Raw genomic sequence first — 26,728 nt, forward strand, 5'->3', positions numbered from 1 at the left:
AGGCGGCCTCCGGGACGGCCCCCGCGGGCTGCGCCGCGGCTGCCCCGACGCGGCCCCTAGGGGGCTTCTCCGGGGCGGTCAGCTGATTGGGCACGGCCGCCAGTGGTTAGGCTCGACAGCGTGAGCAGGCTCCAGGTCGTCAGCGGCAAGGGCGGTACCGGTAAGACGACGGTCGCCGCCGCCCTCGCCCTCGCCCTCGCGACGGAGGGGAAGCGGACCCTCCTCGTCGAGGTCGAAGGCAGACAGGGCATCGCACAGATCTTCGAGACGGAGACGCTTCCGTACGAGGAGCGCAAGATCGCCGTCGCGCCGGGCGGCGGCGAGGTGTACGCGCTGGCGATCGACGCCGAGCGCGCGCTCCTCGACTACCTCCAGATGTTCTACAAACTGGGCAGTGCCGGGCGGGCCCTGAAGAAACTCGGCGCGATCGACTTCGCGACGACGATAGCCCCGGGCGTCCGGGACGTCCTGCTGACCGGCAAGGCCTGCGAGGCGGTCCGGCGGCGCGAGAAGCACGGCGGCCACACCTACGACCACGTCGTCATGGACGCGCCGCCCACCGGCCGCATCACCCGCTTCCTCAACGTCAACGACGAGGTGGCGGGCCTGGCCAGGATCGGCCCGATACACAACCAGGCGCAGGCCGTCATGCGGGTCCTCAAGTCCCCCGAGACGGCGGTCCATCTGGTGACCCTCCTGGAGGAGATGCCGGTCCAGGAGACCGCGGACGGCGTCGCGGAGCTCCGGAACGCCGAACTGCCGGTCGGCCGGGTCGTGGTGAACATGGTCCGACCGCACGTCCTCGACGGCGCGGCGGTACGGGCCGCCTCCGGCGACCACCGCGACGCCATCGCCCGGACCCTGGCGTCCGTCGGCGTCACGGGCGGCGCCCGCCTCGTCGAGCCGCTCCTCGACGAGGCGGTCGAGCACGCCCGCCGGGTGGAGCTGGAGCGGGAGCAGCGCGCGGTCCTCGACGGCATCGGCGTCCCCGCGTACGAACTCCCCTTCCTGGGGGACGGGGCGGACATCGCGGGGCTCTACCGGCTCGCGAAGGAACTGCGGAAGCAAGGGGTGGGCGCGTGACGGAGAAGGCTGCTGCCGGCGGGCTCGACTCCGTGCCGGTCCTGGAGCTCGATCCGCTGATCGACGACCGGGGGACCCGGATCATCGTCTGCTGCGGCGCGGGCGGGGTCGGGAAGACGACGACGGCGGCGGCGCTCGGCGTGCGGGCCGCCGAGCGGGGCCGGCGGGTCGTCGTCCTCACCATCGACCCGGCCCGTCGGCTCGCCCAGTCCATGGGCATCGACTCCCTCGACAACACGCCGCGCAAGGTCGACGGCATCAAGGGCTCCGACGGCGGCGAACTGCACGCGATGATGCTCGACATGAAGCGGACCTTCGACGAGATCGTCGAGGCGCACGCGGACCCCGAGCGGGCGCAGGCGATCCTGGGGAACCCCTTCTACCAGTCCCTCTCGGCCGGATTCGCCGGTACGCAGGAGTACATGGCGATGGAGAAGCTGGGCCAGCTCCGGGCGCGGGACGAGTGGGACCTGATCGTCGTCGACACGCCGCCGTCCCGGTCCGCGCTGGACTTCCTCGACGCGCCCAAGCGGCTCGGGTCCTTCCTCGACGGCACGTTCATCAAGCTGCTGATGGCCCCGGCGAAGGTGGGCGGCCGGGCGGGGATGAAGTTCCTCAACGTCGGCATGTCGATGATGACCGGCACCCTCGGGAAACTGCTCGGGGGTCAGTTCCTGAAGGACGTCCAGACGTTCGTGGCGGCGATGGACACGATGTTCGGCGGTTTCCGGACCCGCGCCGACGCCACCTACAAGCTGCTCCAGGCCCCGGGCACGGCGTTCCTCGTGGTCGCCACGCCGGAGCGGGACGCGCTGCGCGAGGCCGCGTACTTCGTGGAGCGGCTGGCCGCCGAGGAGATGCCGTTGGCGGGTCTCGTCCTCAACCGCGTCCACGGCAGCGGCGCCGTTCGACTGTCGGCCGAGCGGGCGCGGGCCGCCGCGGAAAATCTTGACGAGGGGCGCATTGTGGATCAGGGGGGCGGGAAAGCTGAACTGCGTGGCTCCCCGGCCACCAAGCCCGAGCCGTCCGATCTCGCCACCGCCGCCGCAATCCCCGCAACCGAGGCTGCCCCCACAGCCGAACCGGCCGCACAGCACGACGACGAAGACGCAGACCCACGCACGGACTCAGACACGGAGCACGCGGACCTCGAAGACACGGTCGTCGAAGACACGGCTGTCGAAGACGTGGACGTCGACGTCCGCCGACTCACCGCGGGACTTCTGCGCCTGCATGCCGAGCGCATGCGGGTGCTCGCACGTGAGCAGCGCACGCGCGACCGCTTCACCGCGCTCCACCCCGAGGTGGCGGTGACCGAAGTGGCCGCCCTGCCCGGCGATGTGCACGACCTCGCCGGGCTGCGGGCCATCGGTGACCGGCTCACGGCCGGGCGGATGCCCTCGGCCTGAGCGGTGTCACCGTCTCCGTGACGCGCGCACGTCTCCGTACCGCGTATCGGCCGGCGTCCGCCGACCGCCGCGCACGTCCGGATCGCCGCGTGCGGGTCGGGTCCAAGCCGACCACGGCGTACGGGCCGGGTCCGAGCCGACCACGGCGTACAGGTCGAGTCCGAGCCGACCACGGCGTACAGGTCGGATCCAGCCGACCGCCGCGCACGTCTCCGTGCCGCGTGGCCGGATCACCGCGTACGGATCCGGTCTAGCCGACCGCCGCGTACGCCTCGTACGTCGCGTCGTCCTCCATGGCGACGGGCAGCAGGCCCGCGCCGCGCTCGTACTCGGTGCGTGCGGTCTCCAGGAGCCGGCGCCACGACGTGACGGTCGGTCTCCGGCGCAGCAGGGCGCGGCGCTCGCGCTCCGTCATGCCGCCCCACACGCCGAACTCCACACGGTTGTCGAGAGCGTCGGCGAGGCACTCGGTCCGCACCGGACACCCGGTGCACACCGCCTTCGCCCTGTTCTGCGCCGCTCCCTGCACGAAAAGTTCATCCGGATCGGTAGTGCGGCAGGCCGCCTGCGCACTCCAGTCAGCTACCCAGCCCATACCGGCGCCGTCCTCTCCCGAATCGAGGCTCCCCCACGGCGACAGCGGCATATTCACCGCTGCCAGTTGGGACGTTACGGAAGGTGGGCACAGCGCAACACCCCCTTCGGGCCCAATCTTGGATGGCCCGAACGGACTATGTGTGCGCGTCAGATCACCCAGGGGAGTGACCGAAGGACATGCGTGTGATAGCGGGCATACCGTGCAGATATGCCCTTCCTCGGCGGGGCCACTCCGGGCACCGCGTGACACATGAGCCGGAATCGGACACGAGCTTCCCGCGTTTCGGGGTCACGGGAATTCATACCGATGTCACGCACGGGTCTTGATGCGGGACCGCACTGCTGTGACAGTTGTGAGCAGCTTAGGCCAAGGCATATACGCGTGTCCGGCGAATGAGAACGTAGGCTGCCCCCCATGGCAAAGAAGCGCTCGGGCGGTGGTCTGACCGGGACCCAGCAGGCCGCCAAGTTCCTCGGTGTCAGTGTGCTCTCCGGAGCCGTGCTGGCGGGCATCGCCCTGCCCGCGGCCGGCGCACTCGGACTGGCCGCGAAGGGCACGGTCGAGGGGTTCGACGAGATCCCCTCCAACCTGAAGACCCCGCCGCTGAGTCAGCGCACCACCATTCTCGACTCCAGGGGCGGGCTCATCGCCACGGTGTACTCCCGGGACCGGCAGGTCGTCCCGCTGGAGAAGATCTCCCCGTACATGCAGAAGGCGATCGTCGCGATCGAGGACGGCCGCTTCTACGAGCACGGCGCGATCGACCTCAAGGGCGTGCTGCGCGCGATCAACCGCAACGCGCAGTCGGGCGGTGTCGCGCAGGGCGCGTCCACCCTCACCCAGCAGTACGTGAAGAACGTCTTCGTCGAGGAGGCGGGTGACGACCCCGAGAAGGTCGCCCAGGCCACCCAGCAGACCATCGGCCGCAAGGTCCGCGAGCTGAAGTTCGCGATCCAGGTCGAGGAGGAGCTGGGCAAGAAGAAGATCCTGGAGAACTACCTCAACATCACGTTCTTCGGGCAGCAGGCGTACGGCATCGAGGCCGCCTCCCAGCGGTACTTCTCGAAGCCGGCCGCCAAGCTCGACCTCGGCGAGGCGGCCATGATGGCCGGCCTCGTCCAGTCGCCGAGCCGCTACGACCCGATCAACGACATCCAGGAAGCGACCAAGCGCCGCAACGTGGTCCTCCAGCGGATGGCCGACGTGAAGGACATCAGCCAGGCCGAGGCCGACAAGGCGAAGGCCGCCCCGCTGAAGCTGAAGGTCAAGACGCCGAAGAACGGCTGCATCACCGCCGTCGACGGCTCCGGCTTCTTCTGCGACTACGTCCGCAAGACGATCCTCAACGACCCGGTCTTCGGCAAGACGGCCGAGGAGCGTCAGAAGCTGTGGAACCTGGGTGGTCTCACCATCAAGACCACGCTCGACCCGCGCGCGCAGGCCGCCGCCAACGAGGCCGCCATCGCGAGGGTCAACAAGGACGACCCGGTCGCCGCCTCGGTCGTCCAGGTCCAGCCCGGGACCGGCAAGATCGTCTCGATGGGTCAGTCCCGCCCGTACGGCCTGGACCAGAAGCAGCACCAGACGACGCTCAACCTCGCCGTCGGCAGCAAGATGGGCGGCACGACGTACGGCTTCCAGGTCGGCTCGACGTTCAAGCCGATCACCGCGGCCGCGGCCCTGGAGAAGGGCCTGAGCCCGGCACAGGTCTTCGACACCCCCACCCAGATCAACATCCCGGAGACCGACTACACCCGCTGCGACGGCAGCCCCGCGGGTTACGGGAACTGGGAGGTGAACAACGAGATCAAGTCGGAGAAGGGCGCCTATGACATGACCAGCGCCCTCGGCAAGTCCATCAACACGTACTTCGCCAAGCTGGAGCAGATGGCCGGCCTGTGCGAGACGCTGACGATGGCGAAGCACGTCGGCTACGAGCGCGAGCTGGGCAAGCCCGTGAAGCAGAGCCCGTCCATCACGCTCGGCAGTATCGAGAGCACCCCGCTCGACATGGCGTCCGTCTACGCGACCTTCGCCAACCGCGGCATGTACTGCACGCCGGTCGTGATCGAGTCGATCAAGGCCGCCAACGGCGACAAGCTGAACGTGCCCCAGTCGAAGTGCTCGCGCGCGATGTCGCAGCACACCGCCGACGTCATCAACCAGATGCTGAAGGGCGTCGTCGAGGACGGCACCGGCACCAAGGCCGGTCTGAGCGACCGCGACAACGCGGGCAAGACCGGTACCACCAACGACCGCAAGGACGCCTGGTTCGTGGGCTACACCCCGAACCTGTCCACCGCCGTCTGGGTCGGTGACGACGTCGGCGAGAAGAAGTCGATGTACGACATCACCATCGGCGGCGAGTACTACGAGAAGGTCTGTGGCGGCTGCCTCCCCGGCCCCATCTGGAAGATCGCGATGACGGGCGCGCTCGACGCCTCCGAGACGCCGGGCTTCAACACCGTCCCCGTGCCGCGGGCCGAGAAGCCCAAGGACCCGGAGGGCGACGAGGGCCCGAACAAGCCCCGCAAGCCGGGTGACGCCAAGCCGGGCGACACCGACCCGACCAACCCGTTCCCCGGCATCACGATCCCGCCGGACATGCTGGGCGGCGGCGACGGCCGCGGCGGCCGCGGCAACCGCTGACGCGCCGACATACGAGAGGGCGCCCCCACCCGGTGGGGGCGCCCTCTCGCGTGGAGGCGGCCGTGCCGCGCGGGGTCAGCCCGCGAGCAGCTTCTTGACGGAGGCGGCGACGCGGCCGCCCTCGGCCTGGCCGGCCACCTTCGGGTTCACGATCTTCATGACGGCGCCCATGGCCCGCGGCCCCTCGGCGCCCGCGGCCTTCGCCTCCTCGACGGCCGCCGCGACGATCCCGTCGAGCTCCTCGTCGCTGAGCTGCTTCGGCAGGTAGGCGTCGAGGAGGACACCCTCCGCCTTCTCCCGCTCGGCGGACTCGTGGCGACCGCCCTGCGCGAAGGCGTCCGCGGCCTCGCGGCGCTTCTTCGCCTCCTTCGCGATCACCTTCTGCACCTCGTCGTCGGAGAGTTCGCGCTTGGTCTTGCCCGCGACCTCCTCCTTCGTGATGGCGGTGATGGTGAGTCGCAGCGTCGAGGAACGCAGTTCGTCGCGGTCCCTGATCGCCTCGTTGAGGTCGGCCTTGAGCTTCTCCTTGAGCGTGGTCATGGGGTCCAGTGTGGCAGGTGTCCCGCCCCACCCGCCCGCGCATTTCCACCCCGCGGGTCTGCGACGATGGGGGGATGCGCGCACGGTACGGGATCCCCCTGAAGGTCACGGCAGGTCTGACGGCGGCGGCCGCGGCCGGACTCGTCTACGCCGCCGGTTTCGAGGCCCGCTCGTTCCGGCTGCGCCGACTGACGGTCCCGGTCCTCCCGCCCGGCATGCGCGACCTGCGCGTCCTCCAGGTCTCCGACATCCACATGGTGCGCGGCCAGCGCAAGAAGCAGGCCTGGCTCCAGTCCCTCGCCGGGCTCCGCCCCGACTTCGTCGTCAACACCGGCGACAACCTCTCCGACCCGGAAGCGGTGCCCGAGGTCCTGGACGCGCTCGGCCCGCTCATGGAGTTCCCGGGCGTGTACGTCATGGGCTCCAACGACTACTACGGGCCGACGCCGCGCAACCCCGCCCGCTACCTGAAGGAGAAGGCCCAGGGCCGCCACGGCCTCAACGGCAACGGGCCCGTCGTCGGCGCCCGCCACAACCCGTGGGAGCCCATGCGGGACGGCTTCGACGCGGCCGGCTGGGTCGACCTCACCAACACCCGGGGCCGGCTGAAGCTGCCCGGGGCCGATCTGGCGTTCACCGGCCTCGACGACCCGCACATCAAGCGCGACCGCTACGAGCGGGTGGCCGGCGGCCCCGACGCGTCGGCCGACTTCACGGTGGGCGTGGTCCACGCCCCGTACCTACGCTCGCTCGACGCCTTCACCGCCGACGGATACGAGCTGATCCTCGCCGGACACACCCACGGCGGGCAGCTGTGCATCCCCTTCTACGGGGCGCTCGTCACCAACTGCGACCTCGACACGGACCGGGTGAAGGGGCTCTCCACCCACACGGTCGCCGACCGCACCTCGTACCTCCACGTCTCCGCGGGCTGCGGCACCAACCGGTACACCCCGGTCCGTTTCGCCTGCCCGCCCGAGGCCACCCTGCTCACCCTGACGGCACGTGCCTGAGCACTTACGGTGGGGCCGTGCTCACGCCCCGCCCCTCGGCCGTGCCGGCCTCCGCCGTCGTGCCCCCGCCCCGCGCCGGCCGTACGCCGCGGCCTTCCGGGGCCTGATCGCCCCGGCCGCGGCGACGGGCCTGGTCATCGAGTGCGTCCACGGCAACGTGCCCGTCGCCCTCAGCCACTTCACGATCCGGTCCGACATCCTGGTCGCCGTCGTCCTCGGCACGGCCTTCTACCTCCTCGGCCTCGCCATCGTCGGCCTCGACCGCATCCGACCTGCGCCGCCGTCCCCCGAATACCGGATTTCGTCTGAGCGCGCGCGTGGGCTAAAGTAAGCGATGTCGCCGCGACGTGAAGAACAGAGCAGTGACATCGGGGTGTAGCGCAGCTTGGCAGCGCGCTTCGTTCGGGACGAAGAGGTCGTGGGTTCAAATCCCGCCACCCCGACAGCCGAAACAGCAGGTGAGGCCGGTACTGATTCCAGTACCGGCCTCACCTGTTTGTGTTTCCCGCGGGGCCGGGGAGGCTTCCGGGCCCGGGCCGAAGCCCCGGAAGCCCCCGGGGCGGGCTAGATGATCGGCGGGCGGCCCAGGCGGGTCATGCGCTGGACGGTGGACCAGCGGATGGGGCGGCGGGGGCCGCAGGGCCGGCGGAGGCCTTCGGCGAAGCCGGCGAACCAGGCGGCGAGGCCGGACAGGGAGCGGGTGCGGGCGAGGGTGAGAAGGATCCAGACGCCGAGGTAGAGGGGAACGAGGAGGGCCGGGAGGTTGCGCTTGGCGAGCCAGACGCGGTTGCGGGCGGTCATCCGGTAGTAGACGGCGTGCCGGGCGGGACTCGTCCTGGGGTGCTGGAGGAGGAGCTCGGGCGCGTAGAGGATCTTCCAGCCGGCGTCGAGGGCGCGCCAGGCGAGGTCGGTCTCCTCGTGCGTGAAGAAGAAGTCCTCCGGCCAGCCGCCGATCCGGTCGAGCATCCGCATCGACAGGCCGTGGCCGCCGCCGAGGAAGGTCGTGACCTCGCCGCCGCGCAGCGGGTCCTTCGCTCCGAGGCGGGGGACGTGCCGGCGCTGCGTCTCGCCGGTCTCGTCGGCGATGCGGAAGGAGACGACGCCGAGGGCCGGGTCCGCCGCGTACAGGTCGGCGAGGCGACGCAGGACGTCGGTGTCGACGAGAAGGCCGTCGTCGTCGAGGTCGACGACCACGTCGACGTCGCCGAAGGCGCGCAGGGTCTCGATCGCGACGTTCCGGCCGCCCGTCACCCCTCGGTTCTCGGGCAGTTCGACGCCCGTCACGCCCTCGGGGAGGTCCGGGAGCGAGCCGGTGCCGTTGCCGACGACGACGATCCGGGCGGCCGGCTCGTCCTGCCGCGCCACGGAGTCGAGGAGCGCCCCCAGCTCGGCGGGGCGCGTGCCCATCGTCAGTACCGCCACACCCATACGCGGTCGCGCCACGACCCACTCCGTCCCACACACGTGAATACTCCGGGCCGCGATGCTAACCGCCTGCCGACACGCCCCGTTCACCCGGCGTACAGCCGGACACCGGTGGCAGGTCACGCCCCGCGAACCGTCCCGCCCGGTACTCCGCCGCGCCCGCGGGGCGCCACTTCCGGTGGGCCGTCACGCCCGGGGGCCCGTACGGAGGGGAGCGCGGCGAAGGACGGGGGCGGGCGGCTCTACGCTGGTTCTCTTCCGTCAGGTTGATCGATCGTCGAAAGGGTGGTCTCCAGGTGCTGGTCGCGGACCGATATCGGCTTCACGTGTGTATCGGCCGGGGCGGCATGGGCGAGGTGTGGCAGGCCACCGACGAGGTGCTGGGCCGGGCCGTGGCCGTGAAGCTGATGCTGGCGCAGGGGACCGACCCCTCCGCCGCCGACCGGTTCAGGCTGGAGGCGCAGACCGCCGCCCGGCTGAGCCACCCGCACGTGGTGGGCGTCTTCGACTTCGGCACGTGGGACGGAAAGCTGTTCCTGGTCATGGAGTTGGTCGAGGGCGACAGCCTCGCCGGAAACCCGTCCGACCCCCTGCTGCTGCCCGCCGAGCGGGTCGCCGTGGTCGCCGCGCACGCCGCCGCCGGGCTCGCGGCCGCGCACAGGCAGGGCGTGGTGCACCGGGACATCAAGCCGGGGAACCTGCTCGTCGACGGCGAGGGGACGGTGAAGCTGGCCGACTTCGGCATCGCGCGGTTCGTCGACGATCCCTCGGCGGCGCTCACGACGACGGGTCAGATCGTGGGCACGGGGCTGTACCTGGCGCCCGAGCGGGCCCTCGGCCAGCCCGCCTCGCCCGCGTCGGACGTGTACTCGCTGGGCTGCGTCCTCTACCAACTGGTCACCGGCCGACCGCCGTTCCGCGCGGACACCGCGACGGCCCTGCTGTACCAGCACATCGACACCCCGCCGGTGCCGCCCACCCGGCTCGGGGCGTCCCTGCCGCCCGAGTTCGAGACGTATCTGCTGAGCCTGCTGGCCAAGCAGCCGGAACAGCGGCCTTCGGCGCAGTCGATCGCGGACTGGTTCTCCTCCGGCGCGTGGCGGTCCTACGCGCGGCCCGCCCCGAGCACGGCCGGTCCGTCCCATGCCCCGCACCACACCGCCGGACCCGTCCCCGGCGTCGCCGCACACCCGGCGCCGATGCCGGTGGCGGTGGCGGGATCGGGGTCGATGCCCGCGGCGCACAGGCCGGGAGCGGCACCGATGCCCGGCGCCGCTCCCCTGCCGGGCACCGCGCCCCTGCGCGGAGCCATCCCGCAGCAGCCCCGGTCGTCCCGGTCCGCGCCCCGCCCGGCGGCCGGCGCCGGCGCGGCCTCGCGTCGGCGTGAGCGGCCGGGGAGCGCGGGCGGCGGGCTCGCCGAGCTCTCCAGACGGCGGCCCCGCAAGACGGCTGCCGTCGCCGGGGCGATCGCCTTCGTCGTCTTCCTGATCATCGGGATGGCCTGGCTCTCCTGAGCCCGGCGGACCGGAGCCGTACGAGGGATTCGCACGGCCCGGGGACGCGGCCTGGCTCTCCTGAGCCCGGTGGACCGGAGCCGTACGAGGGATTCGCACGGCCCGGGGACGCGGCCTGGCTCTCCTGAGCCGGGCGGACCGGAGCCGTACGAGGGATTCGCACGGCCCTGGGGACGGCACTCGGTCAGTACAGCCGGGGGGCCATCACCTGTCCCTCTCCGTCGGCCGTGGCGAGGAGGAGGCAGCGGGGGACGCCGGGCCCCGGGGTCGCCCGGATGGTGACGGGCGTGGGGGGGTCGGTGGGCAGCTCGATGGGGACGGTGACCGGCCGGTCGGCCTTCGTCGTGGCGTAGCCGGTCTCCTTGCCGTCGACGAGGACCTCGACGACGGGTGTGTGCCCGGTCTGGACGGTCGCGGAGACCGAGTGCCCGAGGTAGTCGATGTGGAAGTGGTGGCGTGCCCTCATGGGCCACCTCCGTGCCGCCGGAGTGGGACGCGTATCTCCAGAGTAGGTACGGTCCGGCGGTCCCGCCGCTCCGAAGTGCGGTCGTAGTGGCCCGGTGTTCAGATGGACCGGTACGCCGAACCACCGTCCCCGCGGAACGGAGCCCCTGGTCCATGAGCGACGCCCTGCCCTCCTTCGAGGACACGACCGACTTCGACGACGCGGACCGGGGCTTCCTCGGCGCCCTCGTCCCGAGTGCGGTGACGACCGACGACGGCCGCGTGATCTGGGACAACGACGCCTACGGATTCCTCAAGGAGGAGTGCCCGGAGACCGCGCACCCGAACCTGTGGCGGCAGGGCCGGCTGTGCGCGCGCCAGGGCCTCTACGAGGTCACCGCGGGCATCTACCAGGTGCGGGGCCTGGACCTCTCCAACATGACGATCGTCGAGGGCGAGCGCGGGGTCGTGATCATCGACCCGCTGATCTCCGTGGAGACGGCGGCCGCCGCCTTCGCGCTGTACAAGGAGCACCGCGGTGACCGGCCGGTCACCGGGGTGATCTACACGCACTCGCACGGCGACCACTTCGGCGGCGTCCGGGGCGTCCTCCCGCACGGCACCGAAAAGGGCGTGCCGATCCTCGCCCCCGCCGGTTTCCTGGAGCACGCGGTCAGCGAGAACGTGTACGCTGGCAACGCCATGACCCGCCGGGCGAGCTTCATGTACGGCGTCGGTCTCCCGAAGGCCCCGGACGGCCAGATCGGTGTTGGCCTGGGGCAGGCCGCCTCGACGGGCACGATCAGCCTGATCCCGCCGACCGTGGACATCACGGAGACCGGGCAGGAGGAGACGGTCGACGGCGTGCGGATCGTCTTCCAGCTCACTCCGGGCACCGAGGCACCGGCGGAGATGAACTTCCTCTTCCCCGACCACCGGGCCCTGTGCCTGGCGGAGAACGCCACGCACACCCTGCACAACGTGCTCACCCTGCGGGGCGCGGTCGTCCGCGACGCGCGGATCTGGGCGCACTACCTGGACGAGGCGATCGAGTACTTCCACGGGCGGTACGACGTCGGCTTCGCCTCCCACCACTGGCCCACCTGGGGTCACGACAACGTGGTGGCGTTCCTCGCCGAGCAGCGCGACCTGTACGCGTACATGCACGACCAGACGCTCCGGCTGCTGAACGCGGGATACACGGGCACCGAGATCGCCGAGCGGATCGAGCTGCCGCCCGCCCTGGAGAGGGCCTGGCACGGCCGCGGCTACTACGGCTCGCTCAGCCACAACACGAAGGCGATCTACCAGCGCTACCTCGGCTGGTACGACGGCAACCCGGCCCACCTCTGGGAGCTGCCGCCCGCGGAGCTGGCGGCGCGGTACGTGGAGGTGGCCGGCGGCGCCGCCGACGCCCTCGCCAAGGCCCGGGCGTACGCCGAGGACGGCGACCTGCGCTTCGCCGCGACCCTGCTCGACCACCTGGTCTTCGCCGACCCCGGGAACGGGGAGGCGAAGGAGGTCCTCGCCGGGGTGTACCAGCGGCTGGGGTACGGCGCCGAGAACGCCACCTGGCGCAACTTCTACCTGCGCGGCGCCCAGGAGCTCCGCGAGGGCGTCGCCGGCGAGATGGTCGACACGACCAACCCGGAGATGGCGATGGCCCTCACCGTCCCGATGCTGATCGACTCGGTCGCCGTGGCGATCGACGGGCCGCGGGCCTGGGACGAGGACCTGACGATCGACCTGGTCCTGCTGGACGGCCCGACGGACGCGGGCGAGCGGCGCCGCCTGACCCTGCGCAACGGGGCCCTCACCCACCGGGCGGTCGCCGCGCCCCGGACGCCCGCCGGGCTCACCCTCACCCTCGGGGGGAAGGCCCAGCTGCTCGGTCTACTCGCCGGCCAGGGCCCCGAGGAGCTCGGGATCGGGGTGGAGGGCGATCCCCGGCTGCTCACGCGGCTCCTGTCGTACGTGACGAAGCCCGACCCGTTCTTCCCGATCGTCACGCCGTGAGGAGCCCTCGATGAACCGGACCGACCGCGCTCAGCGCACGGCCCACGCCAGGACCCCCAGCAGGATCAGGATCAGGCAGATCCCGATGTTGACCACCTTGTACTGGAGGAAGACCGCGACGAACTCGCGGATGGTCGCCGTCGGCCAGAAGTAGGCGGCGGTCGGGGAGCCCACCACCTGGCCGTCCACGCCCGCCCGGCGTGCCGTCAGGGCGGCCCGGAAGGCGTGGAAGTCGTTGGTGACGATCACGCAGGAGGATCCGGGCCGGTCCCGCTCCATGAGCTCCTTGCTGAGGAGCATGTTCTCCTCAGTCGTGCGGGAGCGGTCCTCGCGCACGACCGCGGAGGCGGGGAAGCCGCGCTCGACGAGCCAGTCGGCCATCGCGTGCGACTCGGGCAGCTCCTCGTCGGGGCCCTGCCCGCCCGAGGTGATGAGGACGGGTGCGTCCCCGCCGCGCGCGAGCAGCATGTCGTACACCTGCCTTCCGCGCTCCAGGCGGCTCGCGAGGAGCGGCGGCACGCGGCGGCCGCCGACGAGCCCGGAGCCGAGCACCACGACGTAGTCGGCGTCGCGGCGGATCCGCATCCGGCCGTACAGGTAGGCGTAGCCGACGAAGCAGGCGAAGAGGAACGAGACGTAGGCGAGCACCAGCAGGGTGGTGCCGACGAGGACGCCGAGGACCGGCGAGCGGGTGACGGCGGCGGCGATCGCGAGGCCCATCACCGCGAACATGCCGAGTCCGGCGAGGAGCGCGAGCAGGTTGGCCGGGCGTCTGCCCTCCTTGCGGACCATCTCCACGCCGTTGGCGCAGAGCAGTCCGGCGAGGACGACCGGGCCCAGGCCGAGGACGAGCAGCACGACGATCATCACGGTCTCGGCGACGCCGGGCGGGGCGTCGTCGATGCCCGCGAGGAGCCCGATGCCGAGGAAGGTGACGGCGAGTCCGAGGTACACCGCGTTGCCGAAGCGGCGCCGGTCGCGCAGCACACCCGCCCCGAAGAGCAGCAGGAACACGGCGGCCACGACGAAGGCGAACATTCCGACATCGTAGGCAGAGCGACGGACGACGGACCCGCCGCGGAAGATCGGAACCCGCCCGGTCTTCCGGACCGGCAGCTCCTGGAGGGGCGTCCTGCCGATCAGCCCGGGCGTGACCGGCGAAGCGCCCCCTAGCCTTCGCCCGCGAGCGTGAACAGGCCCCGCCTCGCGCCCTCTTCGTACGCGCTCCTCAGGTCCGTGTCGTCGAGCAGGGCCCGCAGAGCGGCCTCGCCGCGGGCACGGGTCACCATGCAGTACTCCGCCGGCCGGTACGAGGAGTCGAAGACCGAGGTGCGCAACAGGTCGACGGCGCCGAGGAGATGGGCCGCCTCGTCGTGCCGGCCGTCCATCGCCCGCATCTGGGCCAGGAGTTCCGCGGCGCAGGCCGCGCCCACCGCGGAGCCGAGGCGCAGGTGCTCGCGCAGGGCCCGTCGGGCGTACTCCGCGGCCCGCTCCCGGTCTCCGTCCCAGGCCACGAGTTCGGCCCGTACGTGGGAGGCCCAGGCGTCGGCGAACAGGTCGCGGCCCACCCAGGCCCGGCGGCTCTCCCGGTCCAGGTCGGCCTGGTCCAGCGCCTCCTGGGCGGCCTCCGGCTCCGAACGGCACAGGGAGAGCGCGAGGCCGACCCAGCACGCCCGGCGGGTCGGCCCGAACTCCGGGTGCTCCTCCATCAGGGCCAGCGCGTCCCGGAATTCGGCCGCCGCCGCGCGCGTACGCCCCTGGTGGAGGGCGGTCGCACCGCGCAGATGGGCGAGGAGCGTCAGACAGCGGTCGTCCCCGTCGCGGACGGCCGCCGCCCACGCCTGCGCGAGGAGCGGGTCGGCGTCCTCGGGGCGGCCCGACTCCAGCTCCAGGAAGGCGGCGAGCCACAGGGCGCGGGCGGGCGCCGGGCCCGCGTGCAGGCTGAGGGCGTGCCGCAGCCGGGTGCGCCCCTCGGTGACGCGCCCGCAGGCCACCCACAGGAACCACAGGGAGACCGCGATCTCGAGCGCCGTGTCGGCCTCGGTGCTCGACGACAGCGGGGCGGTCGTGGGGTCCATGGCGACCGCCAGGTCGGGGAGTTCCCGCAGGGCGAGGTCCCGGGCGTCGAGCTGCCGGCCGCGCTGCCACCAGTCGGCGGCCTGCCGGGCGAGCCTCACGCACCACCTGCGGTGGTGCAGGACGACCACCCAGCGGTCCCCGCGCGCGGTGAGCCGGCGGGCGCCGACGGCCCGCATCGGGTGGGGCATCCAGTAGCGGGGCAGGCCTTCCTCGCCGTCGAAGAGGTCGTCCACGGGGAGCAGCGCGAGGGGCGCGAGCCGGTCCAGAACCGTCTGGATCCGCCCGGCGGGCAGCGCGCCGGAGGCGCAGACCTCACGGACGGCGTCCCTGCCGAAGGCACCCTCGAAGACGGACAGCCGCTCCCACAGGAGCTGTTCGGCCGGTCCGCAGCTGTCGTAGCCTCGCTCGGCGGCGACGAGCTGGTCGAAGGCGACCGGCTCGCCCCACAAGATCGCGTTTTCCGCCGATTCTCCTGCCCACATCGCCCTGCCCCCGTATTCCTTCTCCGTCCTTCTCCTGTGACGTGGGACGGATTTAATGGAAATCAGCCACCGTCGCGGCTTGAATGCATTTGCCCTGGTCCACATCCTGGGGCTTACCGGAGCCCACACCCAGGGTTTGCCCGGGATCGGCCAAGGAGGTACATGGATACCGGGGAATCCGTCCTGGGAGAAGCGGATCTGTCACTGATCCACGCATTGCAGATCGCCCCGCGTGCCAGCTGGACCCAGCTGGCGACGGTCCTGGGCACGAGCCCCGACACCCTCGCCCGCCGCTGGGAGCACCTCAGCTCCGGAGGCTACGCCTGGAACTCCCTGCTCGCCGCCCGGCTGGGCACGGAGGCCACGCTGCACGCCTGGATCGAGCTGGAGTGCGTCCCCGGCGACGCGGAGGCCACCGCGATCGACGTCGCCGGCGACCCCTGCACCCTCGGCGTCCACCAGGTCACGGGCGAGGCCGATCTGGTCCTGCTCGTGGTCTCGCCCGACCTGTACGCGCTCGACGCCTACCTCGCCGACCGCATCCGGCGGCTGCCCGGGGTGATCCGGTCCCGCACCCAGGTCGTCACACGGCTGCACAACCGCCCGTACCGGTCACGGCTCGAACAGCTCCCCCCGGGGAAGGCCCGGCTCCTCGCCGAGACCGTGAACGGCGACCGGCGGCCCCGCCCCGCGCACGCGCGCGCGTACCCGTACGTCACGGAGCTCGACCGCAGGATCGTCGCGGAACTGGCCGGAGACGCCCGCCGCAGCGCCGCCGAGCTCGCCCGGCAGTGCGGCACGAGCGAGTCCACGGTGCGCCGCCGCCTGGACACCCTCACCGGCGCCGGCGTGCTCCACCAGCACTGCCAGGCCGCCCCCCGGTTCTCCGGGCGCCCGGTCTGGGCGATGGTCACGGCCGACGTCCCGCCCCTGGAGGTGCCGGCGACGGTGGCGGCGCTCGCCCGGCTGCGGCAGACCCGCGTGATCACCTCGGTCACCGGGCCGCACAACCTGGCCCTCGCCATGTGGCTGCGTACCGTCGACGAACTGCACGACATCACCGCGGCCATGGTGCGGGCGGCACCGGCGCTCCGCGTCGCGGGCACCTCGCTCTCGCTCCGCACCCACAAGATCGGGGCGCAGGTCCTCGGCCCCGACGGCCGCCGGACCCACCACGTACGGCCCTACTGCGCCCCCTGAGACCCCTGTCGGCGTCCTCAGGCTCGGCCGGCCGTAGCGGACTCCTCAAGCGCTCAGGCCGGGCGGGAGGCCTTGACCGAGTACATCAGGGGGATGCGGGGGCGGTCCGCCGGGAAGCGGTAGTAGCCGTCCTCGTGCCGCTGGAGCGCGCCGTAGCGCGGGAACAGCGACGCGTCGTGCTCGTGGAGGAACTCGATCCGCAGACCGGCCTTGGCGAGCGCCGTGACGACCTCGCCGACCGGGTGCACCCACTCCACGCTGCGGTTGTGGACGGTCGTCGCGTCGAGATCGGCGTACGTGCCCGGCGTGGTGTCCACCCACGGCTCACGGACGAAGTAGTCGTGGACGATCCGGCTGCCGGTCTCGTCGTCGAGCGAGTCGGTCAGCGGATGGAACTCCGCCACGTAGAGGAAGCCGCCGGGCGCCACCAGCGAGGCGGCGATCTCCGCCCAGCGGTCGATGTCCGGGAGCCAGCACAGCGCCCCGCTGCCCGTGTAGACGATGTCGTACGCGCGGTCCGGGACCGCCTCCGCCGCGTCGTACACGTCGGCGGCGACGAACGCGGCCCGGTCCTGCGGCAGGTCCAGGTCGGCGGCGAGCGAGCGGGCCGTCTCGACGGCCGGCTCGGAGAAGTCCAGGCCGACGACGCGCGAGGCGCCGTGCCGCGCCCAGGACAGCGTGTCCAGGCCGATGTGGCACTGGAGGTGCAGCAGGGAGCGCCCGGCGACGTCGCCGACCTCCGCCAGCTCGAAGTCGCGGAGGGCGTCCTTGCCCGCGCGGAAGGCGTCGAGGTCGTAGAACTCGCTCGCGGCGTGGAGCGGGACGCGCTCGTCCCACCGCGCGCGGTTGGCCTCAAGCCAGTCTTCGGGGGTCGGAGAGTACATGTCGGCGAGGTTATCCACAGGCCGGGGAGGACGCGACCCGAATTGTCGCCCGCCCGGAGCATCATGGGTCCATGACTGAGAGCAGGAACACCGAGCTCACCGCGGAGACGCCGGCATGGGAGCAGCGCTTCCGCGCACCCCGCGTCTCCCTGCCCGAGTGGGCCGAGGAGGCCCCCGACCGCTCGCTGTTCGTCTCCAACGCGACGGGGACGTACGAGCTGTACGCCTGGGACCGGGCGAGCGGCACACAGCGGCAGGTCACGGACCGGCCCAACGGGACGACGGACGGCACTCTTTCCCCGGACGGCGCGTGGATCTGGTGGTTCGCGGACACCGACGGCGACGAGTTCGGCGTGTGGATGCGCCAGCCGTTCGCCGGCGGCCCGGACGAACCCGCCGTGCCCGACCTCGCCGCCTCCTACCCGGCCGGGCTCGCCATCGGCCGCGAGGGCACCCTCGTGGTCGGCCGCTCCACGGACGAGGACGGCTCCACGGTCCACCTCGTACGCCCCGGGGCCGGCGCTCCGGTCGAGATCTACCGGCACCGGGAGTCGGCCGGGGTCGGCGACCTGTCGTACGACGGTTCGCTGATCGCGATCGAGCACACCGAGCACGGCGACGCGATGCACTCGGCGCTGCGCGTGCTGCGCGCCTCGGACGGGACCGTCCTCGCCGATCTGGACGACACCAAGGGCGGCACGGAGGAGCTCGGGCTCGCGGTCCTCGGCTTCGCCCCGGTGGCGGGCGACACCCGGCTGCTCGTCGGCCACCAGCGGCGCGGCCGCTGGGAGCCGATGCTGTGGGACGTGGCGGCCGGAACCGAGACCGACCTGCGGCTCGACCTGCCGGGCGACGTGTCGGCGGAGTGGTACCCGGACGGCTCCGGCCTGCTGATCGTGCACAGCTTCGAGGCGCGCAGCGAGCTGTGGCGGTACGAGATCGCCACCGGCGCCCTCGTCGGGGTGGAGACCCCGGCCGGCTCGGTGTCGAGCGCGACGGCCCGGCCCGACGGCAGCGTCGAGTACCTGTGGTCCTCGGCCGCCGAGCCGCCGGTGGTGCTCTCCACGGCCGGCGGCGTCGTCCTCGACCCGCCCGGCGCGAAGGCCCCGCCGTCGGTGCCCGTGGAGGACGTCTGGGTGGACGGCCCCGGCGGCAGGGTCCACGCGCTCGTGCAGCGCCCGGCGGAGGGCGAGGGCCCCTTCCCCACGATCTTCGAGGTGCACGGCGGCCCGGCCTGGCACGACAGCGACGCCTTCGCGTCGGGACCGGCGGCCTGGGTGGACCACGGGTACGCGGTCGTGCGGGTCAACTACCGGGGCTCGACGGGGTACGGCCGGGAGTGGACCGACGCGCTCAAGCACCGGGTCGGTCTGATCGAGCTGGAGGACATCGCGGCGGTCCGGGCGTGGGCGGTGGCGAGCGGCCTGGCCGATCCGTCGCGCATCGTCCTCTCCGGCGGCTCCTGGGGCGGCTACCTCACGCTCCTCGGCCTGGGCACCCAGCCGGACGACTGGGCGGTCGGCCTGGCGGCGGTCCCGGTCGCGGACTACGTCACGGCGTACGAGGACGAGATGGAGGCCCTCAAGGCGCTGGACCGGACCCTGCTCGGCGGTTCGCCCGAGGACGTGCCCGAGCGGTACGCGGCCTCGTCCCCGCTGACGTACGTGGACGCGGTGAAGGCCCCGGTGCACATCTCGGCCGGCGTCAACGACCCGCGCTGCCCGATCCGGCAGATCGACAACTACGTGGGCCGGCTCGCGGCCCGTGGCGCGGTCCACGACGTCTACCGGTACGACGCCGGCCACGGCTCGCTGGTGGTCGAGGAGCGCATCAAGCAGGTCGCCCTGGACCTGGCCTTCGCCGCGAGGCATCTGGGAGGCGAGGCCCCGGGCAGCCGGACCTGACGGGCGAGGCGCCGGCCCGGGCGGCTTCGGGTGGGCGCGAGGCGCCGGGGCGTCCGGCCCGGTCTGACCACCGGGCCGGACACGGGCCCGGACCGCGACGCGGGCGTGCATCCGGATCGGGTCCGGGCGGCGGGCCCGGCGGGGACCCGGATCGGGTCCGGGCGGCGGGCCCGGCGGGGACCCGGCCGAGGGGGAGCGGGGCGGGCTTGCGTACCGTGGGGGCGTGTACCGGTTCCTGAGAACGCCCCGCTGGTGGGGGATCAACGCCTTCGTCCTCCTCGCGATCCCGTTCTGCGTCTTCATGGGCACCTGGCAGCTCGGCAAGTTCGAGGACCGCGTCGACTCCCACCAGGACGCCGAGCAGCGGCCCGCGCCGAGCTCGCTGAAGGCCGAGCCGCTGGCGTCCCTGCTGCCGGTGGACACCGAGACCTCGGGCCGTCCGGCCGAGGCGCGCGGCAGGTTCGGCGAGCAGTTCCTCGTCCCGGACCGCGAGCTGGACGGCCGCACCGGCGCGTACGTCCTGACGCTGCTGAAGACGGACGGCGGCCGTTCCCTGCCGGTGGTCCGGGGCTGGCTCCCGACGGGCGCGAAGGCCCCCGCTCCGCCGTCCGGCGAGGTCACCGTGGTGGGCGCGCTCCAGGCCTCGGAGAACGCGGGCACGAAGGGCGTCCACAGCGCCGGCGGACTGCCCGAGGGACAGCTCGGCATGATCAGCGCGGCGTCCCTGGTCAACGTGGTGACGGACGACGTCTACGACGCCTGGATCACCCTCGCCGACTCCCCCGCCGGCCTGACGCCGGTCCCGGCCGCCGCCGCGGCGGGCACCGGCCTGGACGCGAAGGCCTTCCAGAACCTCGGCTACACCGCGGAGTGGTTCGTCTTCGCCGGCTTCGTCGTCTTCATGTGGTTCCGCCTCGTGCGCCGCGAGGCGGAGGCGTCCCGGGACGAGGCCCTGGGGCTGTAAGGCCCCGGAACGGGGCCGTGCCCCGCCCGGAGCGTGTTCCGGACGGAGCCGTGCCCCGCCCGGAGCGTGCCCGGGACGGAGCGTGCCCCGGACGGAGCGTGCCCCGGACGGAGCGTGCCCCGGACGGAGCGTGTCCCGGACTGGGGCCCTACGGGGTCCCTACCGGGCCCCGAGCGTGGTTCAGGAGGCGCTCAGGATCCCGGTGCGGTAGATGACGCCGGCGCAGGCGTTGGTGACGACCGCCGAGGCCGTGGGGCCACCCGGCTCGGCGGTGTGGCTGATCACGACGCTGCCGTCCGCCGGGGCCCCGTCGTCGTGGAGCAGCTGGGCCGCGACACCGGCCCCGGCCTCGGAGCCCGCGCCCGCCTCCGCGCCGGTGCCCGCCGTGCCGGTGTCTCCGGTGCCCGTGGTGGGCCCGGGGTCGACGGTGGTGGTGGGCGGGGCCGTCGGGGGCTGCTCGGTCGGTTGCTCGGTCGGGGTGGGCGGCGCCGGGGTCGGCGAGGTCCCGGTCGTGGGACAGGTCTCGCTCGGCACCCAGACGAACTTCACCTCGTACGAGCCGTTCGGCTTCAGGACGAGCGAGGACGACTCCTGGGAGGGGTCGGGCAGCCCGTCGGCGCCGTCCCCCGAGGTGTGCCGGACCACCGAGATCCGGCCCGGGTCGGCGGCGCCGCGGGCCTCGAAGCCGACGACTCCGGCGCCGTCCACGGCGCAGTCCTGGCCGGACACGTTGGCGATGCGGAAGTTGCCGTGGAACCTGCCCTGGTCGTCGGGACCTTGGGCTCCTTCGCTGCTGACGCCGAGCTGGTCGGCGGCGCAGCGGGGAGCGGAACCGCCGCCCGCCTCCTGCGACTGGCGCGGGCCGCCGGCGGCTCCCGGGGACCGCGGGTCGCCCGCGGAGCCCTCGTCGGCGCCCTGGCTGGGCGAGGCGCCGCCGACCGGGGCCTTGGTGCTCTGGGCACCCCCGGCGCCGGCATCGTCACCGGTGCCGCCCTGGGCGTCCTCACCGTGGCCGGCGTTCACCGCGTCGGAGGCCGAGAGACCGCCCGAGGAGGCGACGTGCACGAAGGCGGGGACGGCCGTCCCGATGAGGACCGCGGCGGCGCAGGCGCCGACGAACGCCTGGCGCTTGCGGGCCCGCCGCGCGGGGACGGCGCGGCGCAGGTGCTCCAGCGAGCCCGCGGTGGGCTCCAGGCCGGCCACGGCTCCCTGGAAGAGCCGCCGCAGCGCGAGTTCGTCCCCGTCGCCCTCGCCGGGCCCGAGCTCGATCTTCACCATGCGCTGTCCACTCACGTCGTTGCGTTCATCCACGGCGTCGCGCCCGTCACGAGCGCCGCCGTCCTCCCGGAGCACCTCACCGGATGCCTCGCCGAGGGCCTTGCCGGGGGCCCGGCCGGGCGTCTTGGCGGAGGCCTCGTCGGGCGTCCGACCTGACACCCCGTCGGGGGCCCCGTCGGGGGTCTCGTCGGGGGTCTCGTCGGGGGTCTCTTCCGGCGCCGTGCCGGACACCTCGTCAGACACCTCGTCGAGGGCCTCGTCCGGGGTCTCTTCCGGCGCCGTGCCGGACACCTCGTCAGACACCTCGCCGGGGGTCCCGTCCGGGGTCTCGTCCGGGGTCTCGTCCGGGGTCTCGCTCATGCGCTCGCTCCCATCGCGACGCGCAGCGCCGCGATGCCCCGCGAGCCGTACGCCTTCACGGACCCCAGGGATATCCCGAGCGTCTCGGCGACCTGCGCCTCGGTCATGTCGGAGAAGTACCGCAGGGCCAGCACCTCGCGCTGGCGCCGCTGGAGTCCGCGCATCGCCTTGATCAGGTCCTCGCGCTCCAGCTGCTCGTACGCCCCCTCCTCCGCGCTGGCCATGTCCGGCATGGGCTTGGACAGCAGCTTGAGGCCGAGGATGCGGCGGCGGAGCGCGGACCGGGAGAGGTTCACGACGGTCTGGCGCAGGTAGGCGAGCGTCTTCTCGGGCTCGCGGACGCGCTTGCGGGCCGAGTGGACGCGGATGAACGCCTCCTGGACGACGTCCTCGCAGGAGGCCGTGTCGTCGAGGAGCAGCGCGGCGAGGCCGAGCAGCGACCGGTAGTGGGCGCGGTAGGTCTCGGTCAGGTGGTCCACGGTGGTGCCGGCGACCAGGTCGGCCTCGGCGCCGGCGCGGGGCGAGGGGATGGCGTCCATCCCGGTCGTGCGGGGCGCGGCGGGCACGGGGGCGATCACCGGCATCCCGCCGAGTGCGCGCGACCGCCTGAACGGGCGGACCGCGGAGCCGCGCACGGGGCCGACGGCGCTGCCGCGGAGCGGGAGCACCGCGGCGCTGCGCACGGGGAGCACGCCTGTGCCCGCGCCGCGGAGCGGGGCGATTGTCGCGATGTCGAGTACCTCTGCCACGCTTGTTGGACCCACATCCCCCCGACAGGGTTGTACGCGTACGCCACCCTTTTTGACGGTGAGTCGTATGTCCTCATGCGCAACCGTTCTCCCCCTGTGCCCCGCTTTCACGGCGTCTTCCGCACCACGAGGTCGTGGGTGAACGCAGAGACGCCCTCCACCCGGCCGTTGGTTGCGGCAGGGGGGAAGAGCATCCTCTTCCACGGCATCGCCGCAGTTCAAGAGATATCTGACGCCTAATTGCTCACAGGACGTTCACAGATCCTACAAAGCCGTGACAACCGATTCCGCGATCTGAAGGGCGTTCAGGGCCGCGCCCTTGCGCAGGTTGTCGGCGCAGACGAAGAAGTCGAGCGCGCGCTCGTCGTCCATGGAGCGCCGGACCCGGCCGACCCAGGCGGGGTCGGTGCCGACGACGTCGGCGGGAGTGGGGAAGTCGCCCGCGGCCGGGTCGTCGTACAGGACGACGCCGGGCGAGGTCGCCAGGACCTCGTGCGCGCGCCCGACCGGCACGGGGTGCTCGAAGCGCGCGTGCACGGAGACGGAGTGCCCGGTCACGACGGGCACGCGGACGCAGGTGGCGGCGACCCGCAGTCCGGGCAGCCCGAGGATCCGGCGCGTCTCGTCCCGGACGCGCTCCTCCTCCGACGAGGCGCCGTCGGCGCCGGCCGTGCCCGACCAGGGCAGGACGTTGAGCGCGAGGGGCCCGGGGAAGGGTCCGGTGTTCTCGCCGACGAAGCGCCGTACGTCGCCGGGGTGGGTGCCCAGGTCCCCGCCGCCGGCCACCAGGTCGAGCTGGGCCCGGAGTGCTTCGACACCCGCGTGTCCGGCGCCGGCGCCACTGGCGGCCTGCTGGGCGGTGACGACCAGCTCGGCGAGGCCGAACTCGGCGTGCAGGGCGCCCACGGCGACGATCAGCGCGAGGGTGGTGGAGCCGGGGCTGGCCACGATGCCCCGGGGCCGTACGCGCGCGGCGTGGGGATTGGTCTCGGGGACCACCAGGGGCACGTCGGGGTCGGCCCGGAAGGCCGCCGAGGTGTCCACCACGACGGCGCCCTTGGCGGCGGCGACGGGCGCCCACTGTGCCGCGACCGCCTCGGGCACCAGGAAGAGCGCCAGGTCGACGCCTTCGAGGGCGTCCTCGTCGAGCGCGAGGATCTCGCACTCCTCCCCGCGCACGGAGGCCTTGCGGCCCGCCGCACGCGGGGAGGCGAGGAGTCGGATCTCGCCCCAGACGTCCGCGTGGTGCGACAGCATCTGGAGCATCACCGAGCCGACGGCTCCGGTCGCACCGACGACCGCGAGCGTCGGCTTCGACGTCATCGGCCGGTGCCTCCGTAGACGACGGCCTCGTCCGAGTCGCTGTCCAGACCGAAGGCGGTGTGGACGGCGCGCACGGCCTCGTTGACGTCGTCGGCGCGGGTGACGACCGAGATGCGGATCTCGGAGGTCGAGATGAGCTCGATGTTCACGCCCGCGTCGGACAGCGCCTTGAAGAAGTCGGCGGTGACGCCCGGGTTCGTCTTCATGCCGGCGCCGACCAGGGAGATCTTGCCGATCTGGTCGTCGTAGCGGAGCGAGTCGAAGCCGATCGCGCTCTTCGCCTTCTCCAGCTCGTCGATGGCCTTGCGGCCCTCGGCCTTGGGGAGGGTGAAGGAGATGTCCGTGAGGCCGGTGGAGGCCGCGGACACGTTCTGCACGATCATGTCGATGTTGATCTCGGCGTCCGCGACGGCACGGAAGATGGCCGCGGCCTCGCCCGGCTTGTCCGGCACGCCGACGACGGTGATCTTCGCCTCGGAGGTGTCGTGGGCGACACCCGAGATGATGGCCTGCTCCACCTTCTGGTCCCCTTGCGGTTCGTTGCTGACCCACGTGCCCTGCAGTCCCGAGAAGGACGAGCGGACGTGGATCGGGATGTTGTAGCGGCGTGCGTACTCGACGCAGCGGTGCAGCAGCACCTTGGAGCCGGAGGCGGCGAGCTCCAGCATGTCCTCGAAGGAGATCCAGTCGATCTTCTTCGCCTTCTTCACGACGCGCGGGTCGGCCGTGAAGACGCCGTCGACGTCGGTGTAGATCTCGCAGACCTCGGCGTCGAGCGCGGCGGCGAGCGCCACGGCCGTCGTGTCGGAACCGCCGCGGCCCAGGGTGGTGATGTCCTTCTTGTCCTGGGACACGCCCTGGAAGCCGGCGACGATGGCGATGTTGCCCTCGTCGAGGGCGGTACGGATCCGGCCCGGCGTGACATCGATGATGCGCGCTTTGTTGTGGACCGAGTCGGTGATGACGCCCGCTTGGCTGCCCGTGAACGACTGGGCCTCGTGGCCCAGGTTTTTGATCGCCATGGCCAGCAGGGCCATGGAGATCCGCTCTCCGGCGGTCAGCAGCATGTCGAACTCACGCCCGGCAGGAATCGGGGATACCTGCTCGGCGAGATCGATCAACTCGTCCGTCGTGTCGCCCATCGCCGACACCACGACGACGACCTGATGGCCGTCCTTCTTGGTGTCCACGATCCGCTTGGCGACGCGCTTGATGCCTTCGGCATCGGCAACGGAGGAGCCTCCGTACTTCTGCACGACAAGGCCCACGTGCGCTCCTCGCTCAGTCTGTGCCGCAGCCGGCGCTGCGATCGGCTCAGTCTATCGAGGGACCCGGAAACGCCAGCGTGATATCGAATGCTGAGACACCCCGCTCACCCAGTGATCATCCCGCCGTCCCGGCAAGGCCTCCGCCACCGCGCCGGAACCACCGTTCCCCGTCCCCCGCCATGGCGCCATGGCGGGGGACGGGGAACGGGCGGTCACTTCCTCAGGGAGCGGCCGCGGAGGCCCAGGGGGGCGGCGATCTCTTCGAGCATGACGCGGCCGGCCTCTTCGGCGAGGTCGTCCTCGGCGAGGTCCTCGTCGGTGTCGAGGCCGTCGAGGGCGGCGAGGGGCTGGTCGAGGCGGACGTGCGCGACGAGCGACTGGAGGGCGCGGAGGGTGGCCGAGGCGGTGGGGCCCCAGTTGGAGAAGTAGGAGAACTGCCACCACCAGAGGGCTTCGCTGATGCGGCCGGCGCGGTAATGGGCGAGGCCGTGGCGGAGGTCGGTGACGATGTCGGCGAGGTTGTCGGAGATGCGGGCCGGGACCGGGGCCTTGCGGGGCTCGTAGGGGTCGAAGACCTCGGAGAAGACGTCGACCGGGTCGAGCATCACCGCGAACCGCTCGCGCAGGTCGTCGACGTCCGGCTCGGGGCCCGTGTCCGGCTCGTACCGCTCGTCCGGGACGATGTCCGCGTGCGCGCCGAGCCGGCCACCCGTCAGGAGCAGCTGGGAGATCTCCAGGAGCAGGAAGGGGACCGCGCTGTCCGGCTCGTCGCCCTTGGCGACCTCGGTGGTCGCGACGATGAAGCTCTCGATCGAGTCGGAGATCTGGACCGCGAAGTCGTCGGGGTCCTGGGTGACGGAGTGCAGTGTGGCGTCAGACATCGAGCAGCCTCTCTGAGAGCGCGCACGAGAGCGCACCGGCCCTGTCGTCATACATCGAGCAGCCTCCGTCCCTCGAAGGCTCGGCCGAGGGTCACCTCGTCGGCGTACTCCAGGTCGCCGCCGACCGGGAGCCCGCTCGCGAGACGGGTCACCTTCAGCCCCATGGGCTTGATCATCCGCGCCAGGTACGTCGCGGTGGCCTCGCCCTCCAGGTTGGGGTCGGTCGCGAGGATCAGCTCGGTGACGGCACCGTCCGCGAGCCGCGCGAGGAGCTCACGGATGCGCAGGTCGTCGGGGCCGACGCCCTCGATGGGGCTGATCGCGCCGCCGAGGACGTGGTACCGGCCGCGGAACTCGCGCGTCCGCTCGATCGCGACGACGTCCTTCGGCTCCTCGACCACGCAGATGACGCTGAGGTCGCGGCGCGGGTCCCGGCAGATGTTGCACTGCTCCTGCTGCGCCACGTTGCCGCAGACCGCGCAGAACCTGACCTTCTCCTTGACCTCCAGGAGCGCGTGCGCGAGCCGGCGGACGTCCGTCGGCTCGGTCTGGAGGATGTGGAAGGCGATCCGCTGCGCGCTCTTGGGACCGACGCCCGGCAGCCTGCCCAGCTCGTCGATGAGGTCCTGAACCACGCCTTCGTACAACGGAACGCCCTTCTCGGG

At 72.4% G+C, this 26,728-nt stretch carries 23 protein-coding genes and 1 tRNA gene; 11 read left to right on the forward strand and 13 right to left on the reverse strand.

Annotation, left to right across the window (positions count from 1 at the left end; all coding sequences use genetic code 11):
* Positions 1 to 120 precede the first annotated feature (120 nt).
* Positions 121 to 1,083, forward strand: a complete 963-nt coding sequence (gene bagA / locus AC067A_RS21320) for an ATPase BagA (protein ID WP_479244055.1) — start codon at positions 121 to 123, stop codon at positions 1,081 to 1,083.
* Positions 1,080 to 2,492: an ATPase BagB gene (gene bagB / locus AC067A_RS21325; protein WP_479244056.1), complete on the forward strand. Its 1,413-nt coding sequence runs from the start codon at positions 1,080 to 1,082 to the stop codon at positions 2,490 to 2,492. Before bagA ends, bagB begins: the two co-directional genes overlap by 4 nt.
* A 250-nt stretch (positions 2,493 to 2,742) precedes the next feature.
* Here bagB and AC067A_RS21330 read toward each other — a convergent pair whose 3' ends face one another.
* Positions 2,743 to 3,087, reverse strand: coding sequence for a WhiB family transcriptional regulator (locus AC067A_RS21330; protein WP_026058363.1), 345 nt, complete (start codon positions 3,085 to 3,087; stop codon positions 2,743 to 2,745).
* A 417-nt stretch (positions 3,088 to 3,504) separates the two neighbouring features.
* On the opposite strand from AC067A_RS21330, the gene AC067A_RS21335 reads away from it, so the two are divergent.
* Complete coding sequence (locus tag AC067A_RS21335; RefSeq protein WP_479244057.1) at positions 3,505 to 5,739, forward strand: transglycosylase domain-containing protein; 2,235 nt, start codon at positions 3,505 to 3,507, stop codon at positions 5,737 to 5,739.
* Positions 5,740 to 5,814: 75 nt separating this feature from the next.
* Here the strand turns inward: AC067A_RS21335 and AC067A_RS21340 are convergent, their stop codons facing one another.
* On the reverse strand, positions 5,815 to 6,279 hold the full coding sequence (locus AC067A_RS21340) for a GatB/YqeY domain-containing protein (RefSeq protein WP_479244058.1): 465 nt from the start codon (positions 6,277 to 6,279) through the stop codon (positions 5,815 to 5,817).
* A 74-nt stretch (positions 6,280 to 6,353) separates the two neighbouring features.
* On the opposite strand from AC067A_RS21340, the gene AC067A_RS21345 reads away from it, so the two are divergent.
* From AC067A_RS21345 to AC067A_RS21355, 3 genes are all read left to right on the forward strand, one after another.
* Positions 6,354 to 7,292, forward strand: a complete 939-nt coding sequence (locus AC067A_RS21345) for a metallophosphoesterase (RefSeq protein WP_479244059.1) — start codon at positions 6,354 to 6,356, stop codon at positions 7,290 to 7,292.
* Positions 7,285 to 7,623 carry a hypothetical protein gene (locus AC067A_RS21350; RefSeq protein WP_479244060.1) on the forward strand — a complete coding sequence of 113 codons (339 nt, stop codon included), beginning with the start codon at positions 7,285 to 7,287 and terminating at the stop codon, positions 7,621 to 7,623. Before AC067A_RS21345 ends, AC067A_RS21350 begins: the two co-directional genes overlap by 8 nt.
* A gap of 38 nt (positions 7,624 to 7,661) precedes the next feature.
* A tRNA-Pro gene (locus AC067A_RS21355) sits at positions 7,662 to 7,735 on the forward strand.
* A gap of 121 nt (positions 7,736 to 7,856) precedes the next feature.
* Here AC067A_RS21355 and AC067A_RS21360 read toward each other — a convergent pair.
* On the reverse strand, positions 7,857 to 8,735 hold the full coding sequence (locus AC067A_RS21360; RefSeq protein WP_479244061.1) for a glycosyltransferase family 2 protein: 879 nt from the start codon (positions 8,733 to 8,735) through the stop codon (positions 7,857 to 7,859).
* A gap of 278 nt (positions 8,736 to 9,013) precedes the next feature.
* Here AC067A_RS21360 and AC067A_RS21365 point away from each other — a divergent pair, with 278 nt between their 5' ends.
* A complete protein-coding gene (locus AC067A_RS21365; protein ID WP_479244062.1) occupies positions 9,014 to 10,231 on the forward strand; it encodes a protein kinase domain-containing protein in 1,218 nt (405 codons plus the stop codon).
* A 184-nt stretch (positions 10,232 to 10,415) separates the two neighbouring features.
* On the opposite strand, the gene AC067A_RS21370 is transcribed toward AC067A_RS21365, so the two are convergent.
* Positions 10,416 to 10,697 (reverse strand): hypothetical protein, encoded by a 282-nt coding sequence (locus AC067A_RS21370; protein ID WP_017240151.1) that lies wholly within the window; start codon positions 10,695 to 10,697, stop codon positions 10,416 to 10,418.
* A gap of 152 nt (positions 10,698 to 10,849) precedes the next feature.
* Between AC067A_RS21370 and AC067A_RS21375 the strand changes: the two genes are divergently transcribed.
* Entirely contained in the window at positions 10,850 to 12,691 is a 1,842-nt protein-coding gene (locus AC067A_RS21375; protein WP_479244063.1) for an alkyl/aryl-sulfatase, read from the forward strand.
* Between the two features lie 30 nt (positions 12,692 to 12,721).
* On the opposite strand, the gene AC067A_RS21380 is transcribed toward AC067A_RS21375, so the two are convergent.
* Both AC067A_RS21380 and AC067A_RS21385 read right to left on the reverse strand, forming a co-directional pair.
* Entirely contained in the window at positions 12,722 to 13,729 is a 1,008-nt protein-coding gene (locus tag AC067A_RS21380; protein WP_479244064.1) for a YdcF family protein, read from the reverse strand.
* A 131-nt stretch (positions 13,730 to 13,860) separates the two neighbouring features.
* Positions 13,861 to 15,219, reverse strand: coding sequence for a tetratricopeptide repeat protein (locus AC067A_RS21385; RefSeq protein WP_479244065.1), 1,359 nt, complete (start codon positions 15,217 to 15,219; stop codon positions 13,861 to 13,863).
* A 195-nt stretch (positions 15,220 to 15,414) separates the two neighbouring features.
* On the opposite strand from AC067A_RS21385, the gene AC067A_RS21390 reads away from it, so the two are divergent.
* Positions 15,415 to 16,452 carry an Lrp/AsnC family transcriptional regulator gene (locus AC067A_RS21390; protein ID WP_479244066.1) on the forward strand — a complete coding sequence of 346 codons (1,038 nt, stop codon included), beginning with the start codon at positions 15,415 to 15,417 and terminating at the stop codon, positions 16,450 to 16,452.
* Positions 16,453 to 16,505: 53 nt separating this feature from the next.
* Here AC067A_RS21390 and AC067A_RS21395 read toward each other — a convergent pair whose 3' ends face one another.
* Positions 16,506 to 17,336, reverse strand: coding sequence for a class I SAM-dependent methyltransferase (locus AC067A_RS21395; RefSeq protein ID WP_479244067.1), 831 nt, complete (start codon positions 17,334 to 17,336; stop codon positions 16,506 to 16,508).
* A gap of 71 nt (positions 17,337 to 17,407) precedes the next feature.
* Here AC067A_RS21395 and AC067A_RS21400 point away from each other — a divergent pair, with 71 nt between their 5' ends.
* Positions 17,408 to 19,240, forward strand: coding sequence for a S9 family peptidase (locus AC067A_RS21400; protein WP_479244068.1), 1,833 nt, complete (start codon positions 17,408 to 17,410; stop codon positions 19,238 to 19,240).
* A gap of 223 nt (positions 19,241 to 19,463) precedes the next feature.
* Complete coding sequence (locus tag AC067A_RS21405) at positions 19,464 to 20,204, forward strand: SURF1 family protein (RefSeq protein ID WP_479244069.1); 741 nt, start codon at positions 19,464 to 19,466, stop codon at positions 20,202 to 20,204.
* A 180-nt stretch (positions 20,205 to 20,384) separates the two neighbouring features.
* On the opposite strand, the gene AC067A_RS21410 is transcribed toward AC067A_RS21405, so the two are convergent.
* The 6 genes from AC067A_RS21410 to recR form a co-directional block, all read right to left on the reverse strand.
* On the reverse strand, positions 20,385 to 21,842 hold the full coding sequence (locus AC067A_RS21410) for a hypothetical protein (RefSeq protein ID WP_479244070.1): 1,458 nt from the start codon (positions 21,840 to 21,842) through the stop codon (positions 20,385 to 20,387).
* A complete protein-coding gene (locus tag AC067A_RS21415) occupies positions 21,839 to 22,591 on the reverse strand; it encodes a SigE family RNA polymerase sigma factor (protein WP_479244071.1) in 753 nt (250 codons plus the stop codon). Before AC067A_RS21415 ends, AC067A_RS21410 begins: the two co-directional genes overlap by 4 nt.
* Before the next feature lie 264 nt (positions 22,592 to 22,855).
* Positions 22,856 to 23,914 carry an aspartate-semialdehyde dehydrogenase gene (locus AC067A_RS21420; protein WP_479244072.1) on the reverse strand — a complete coding sequence of 353 codons (1,059 nt, stop codon included), beginning with the start codon at positions 23,912 to 23,914 and terminating at the stop codon, positions 22,856 to 22,858.
* Positions 23,911 to 25,182, reverse strand: a complete 1,272-nt coding sequence (locus AC067A_RS21425) for an aspartate kinase (protein WP_479244073.1) — start codon at positions 25,180 to 25,182, stop codon at positions 23,911 to 23,913. Before AC067A_RS21425 ends, AC067A_RS21420 begins: the two co-directional genes overlap by 4 nt.
* 212 nt (positions 25,183 to 25,394) lie before the next feature.
* A complete protein-coding gene (locus AC067A_RS21430) occupies positions 25,395 to 26,063 on the reverse strand; it encodes a DUF5063 domain-containing protein (RefSeq protein WP_479244074.1) in 669 nt (222 codons plus the stop codon).
* A gap of 47 nt (positions 26,064 to 26,110) precedes the next feature.
* Positions 26,111 to 26,710 (reverse strand): recombination mediator RecR, encoded by a 600-nt coding sequence (gene recR, locus AC067A_RS21435; RefSeq protein ID WP_479244075.1) that lies wholly within the window; start codon positions 26,708 to 26,710, stop codon positions 26,111 to 26,113.
* Positions 26,711 to 26,728 lie beyond the last annotated feature (18 nt).

The sequence above is a fragment of the Streptomyces sp. NPDC043176 genome (assembly GCF_056436715.1).

Excerpts from the sequence above, each read along its gene's own strand:
- AC067A_RS21330 (WP_026058363.1), bottom strand. The coding sequence starts at position 3,087 with ATGGGCTGGGTAGCTGACTGGAGTGCGCAGGCGGCCTGCCGCACTACC.
- AC067A_RS21420 (WP_479244072.1), bottom strand. The coding sequence starts at position 23,914 with ATGACGTCGAAGCCGACGCTCGCGGTCGTCGGTGCGACCGGAGCCGTC.
- AC067A_RS21370 (WP_017240151.1), bottom strand. The coding sequence starts at position 10,697 with ATGAGGGCACGCCACCACTTCCACATCGACTACCTCGGGCACTCGGTC.
- AC067A_RS21400 (WP_479244068.1), top strand. The coding sequence starts at position 17,408 with ATGACTGAGAGCAGGAACACCGAGCTCACCGCGGAGACGCCGGCATGG.
- AC067A_RS21380 (WP_479244064.1), bottom strand. The coding sequence starts at position 13,729 with ATGTTCGCCTTCGTCGTGGCCGCCGTGTTCCTGCTGCTCTTCGGGGCG.
- AC067A_RS21395 (WP_479244067.1), bottom strand. The coding sequence starts at position 17,336 with ATGTACTCTCCGACCCCCGAAGACTGGCTTGAGGCCAACCGCGCGCGG.
- AC067A_RS21335 (WP_479244057.1), top strand. The coding sequence starts at position 3,505 with ATGGCAAAGAAGCGCTCGGGCGGTGGTCTGACCGGGACCCAGCAGGCC.
- AC067A_RS21375 (WP_479244063.1), top strand. The coding sequence starts at position 10,850 with ATGAGCGACGCCCTGCCCTCCTTCGAGGACACGACCGACTTCGACGAC.
- AC067A_RS21345 (WP_479244059.1), top strand. The coding sequence starts at position 6,354 with ATGCGCGCACGGTACGGGATCCCCCTGAAGGTCACGGCAGGTCTGACG.
- AC067A_RS21410 (WP_479244070.1), bottom strand. The coding sequence starts at position 21,842 with ATGAGCGAGACCCCGGACGAGACCCCGGACGAGACCCCGGACGGGACC.
- AC067A_RS21340 (WP_479244058.1), bottom strand. The coding sequence starts at position 6,279 with ATGACCACGCTCAAGGAGAAGCTCAAGGCCGACCTCAACGAGGCGATC.
- AC067A_RS21390 (WP_479244066.1), top strand. The coding sequence starts at position 15,415 with ATGGATACCGGGGAATCCGTCCTGGGAGAAGCGGATCTGTCACTGATC.
- AC067A_RS21430 (WP_479244074.1), bottom strand. The coding sequence starts at position 26,063 with ATGTCTGACGCCACACTGCACTCCGTCACCCAGGACCCCGACGACTTC.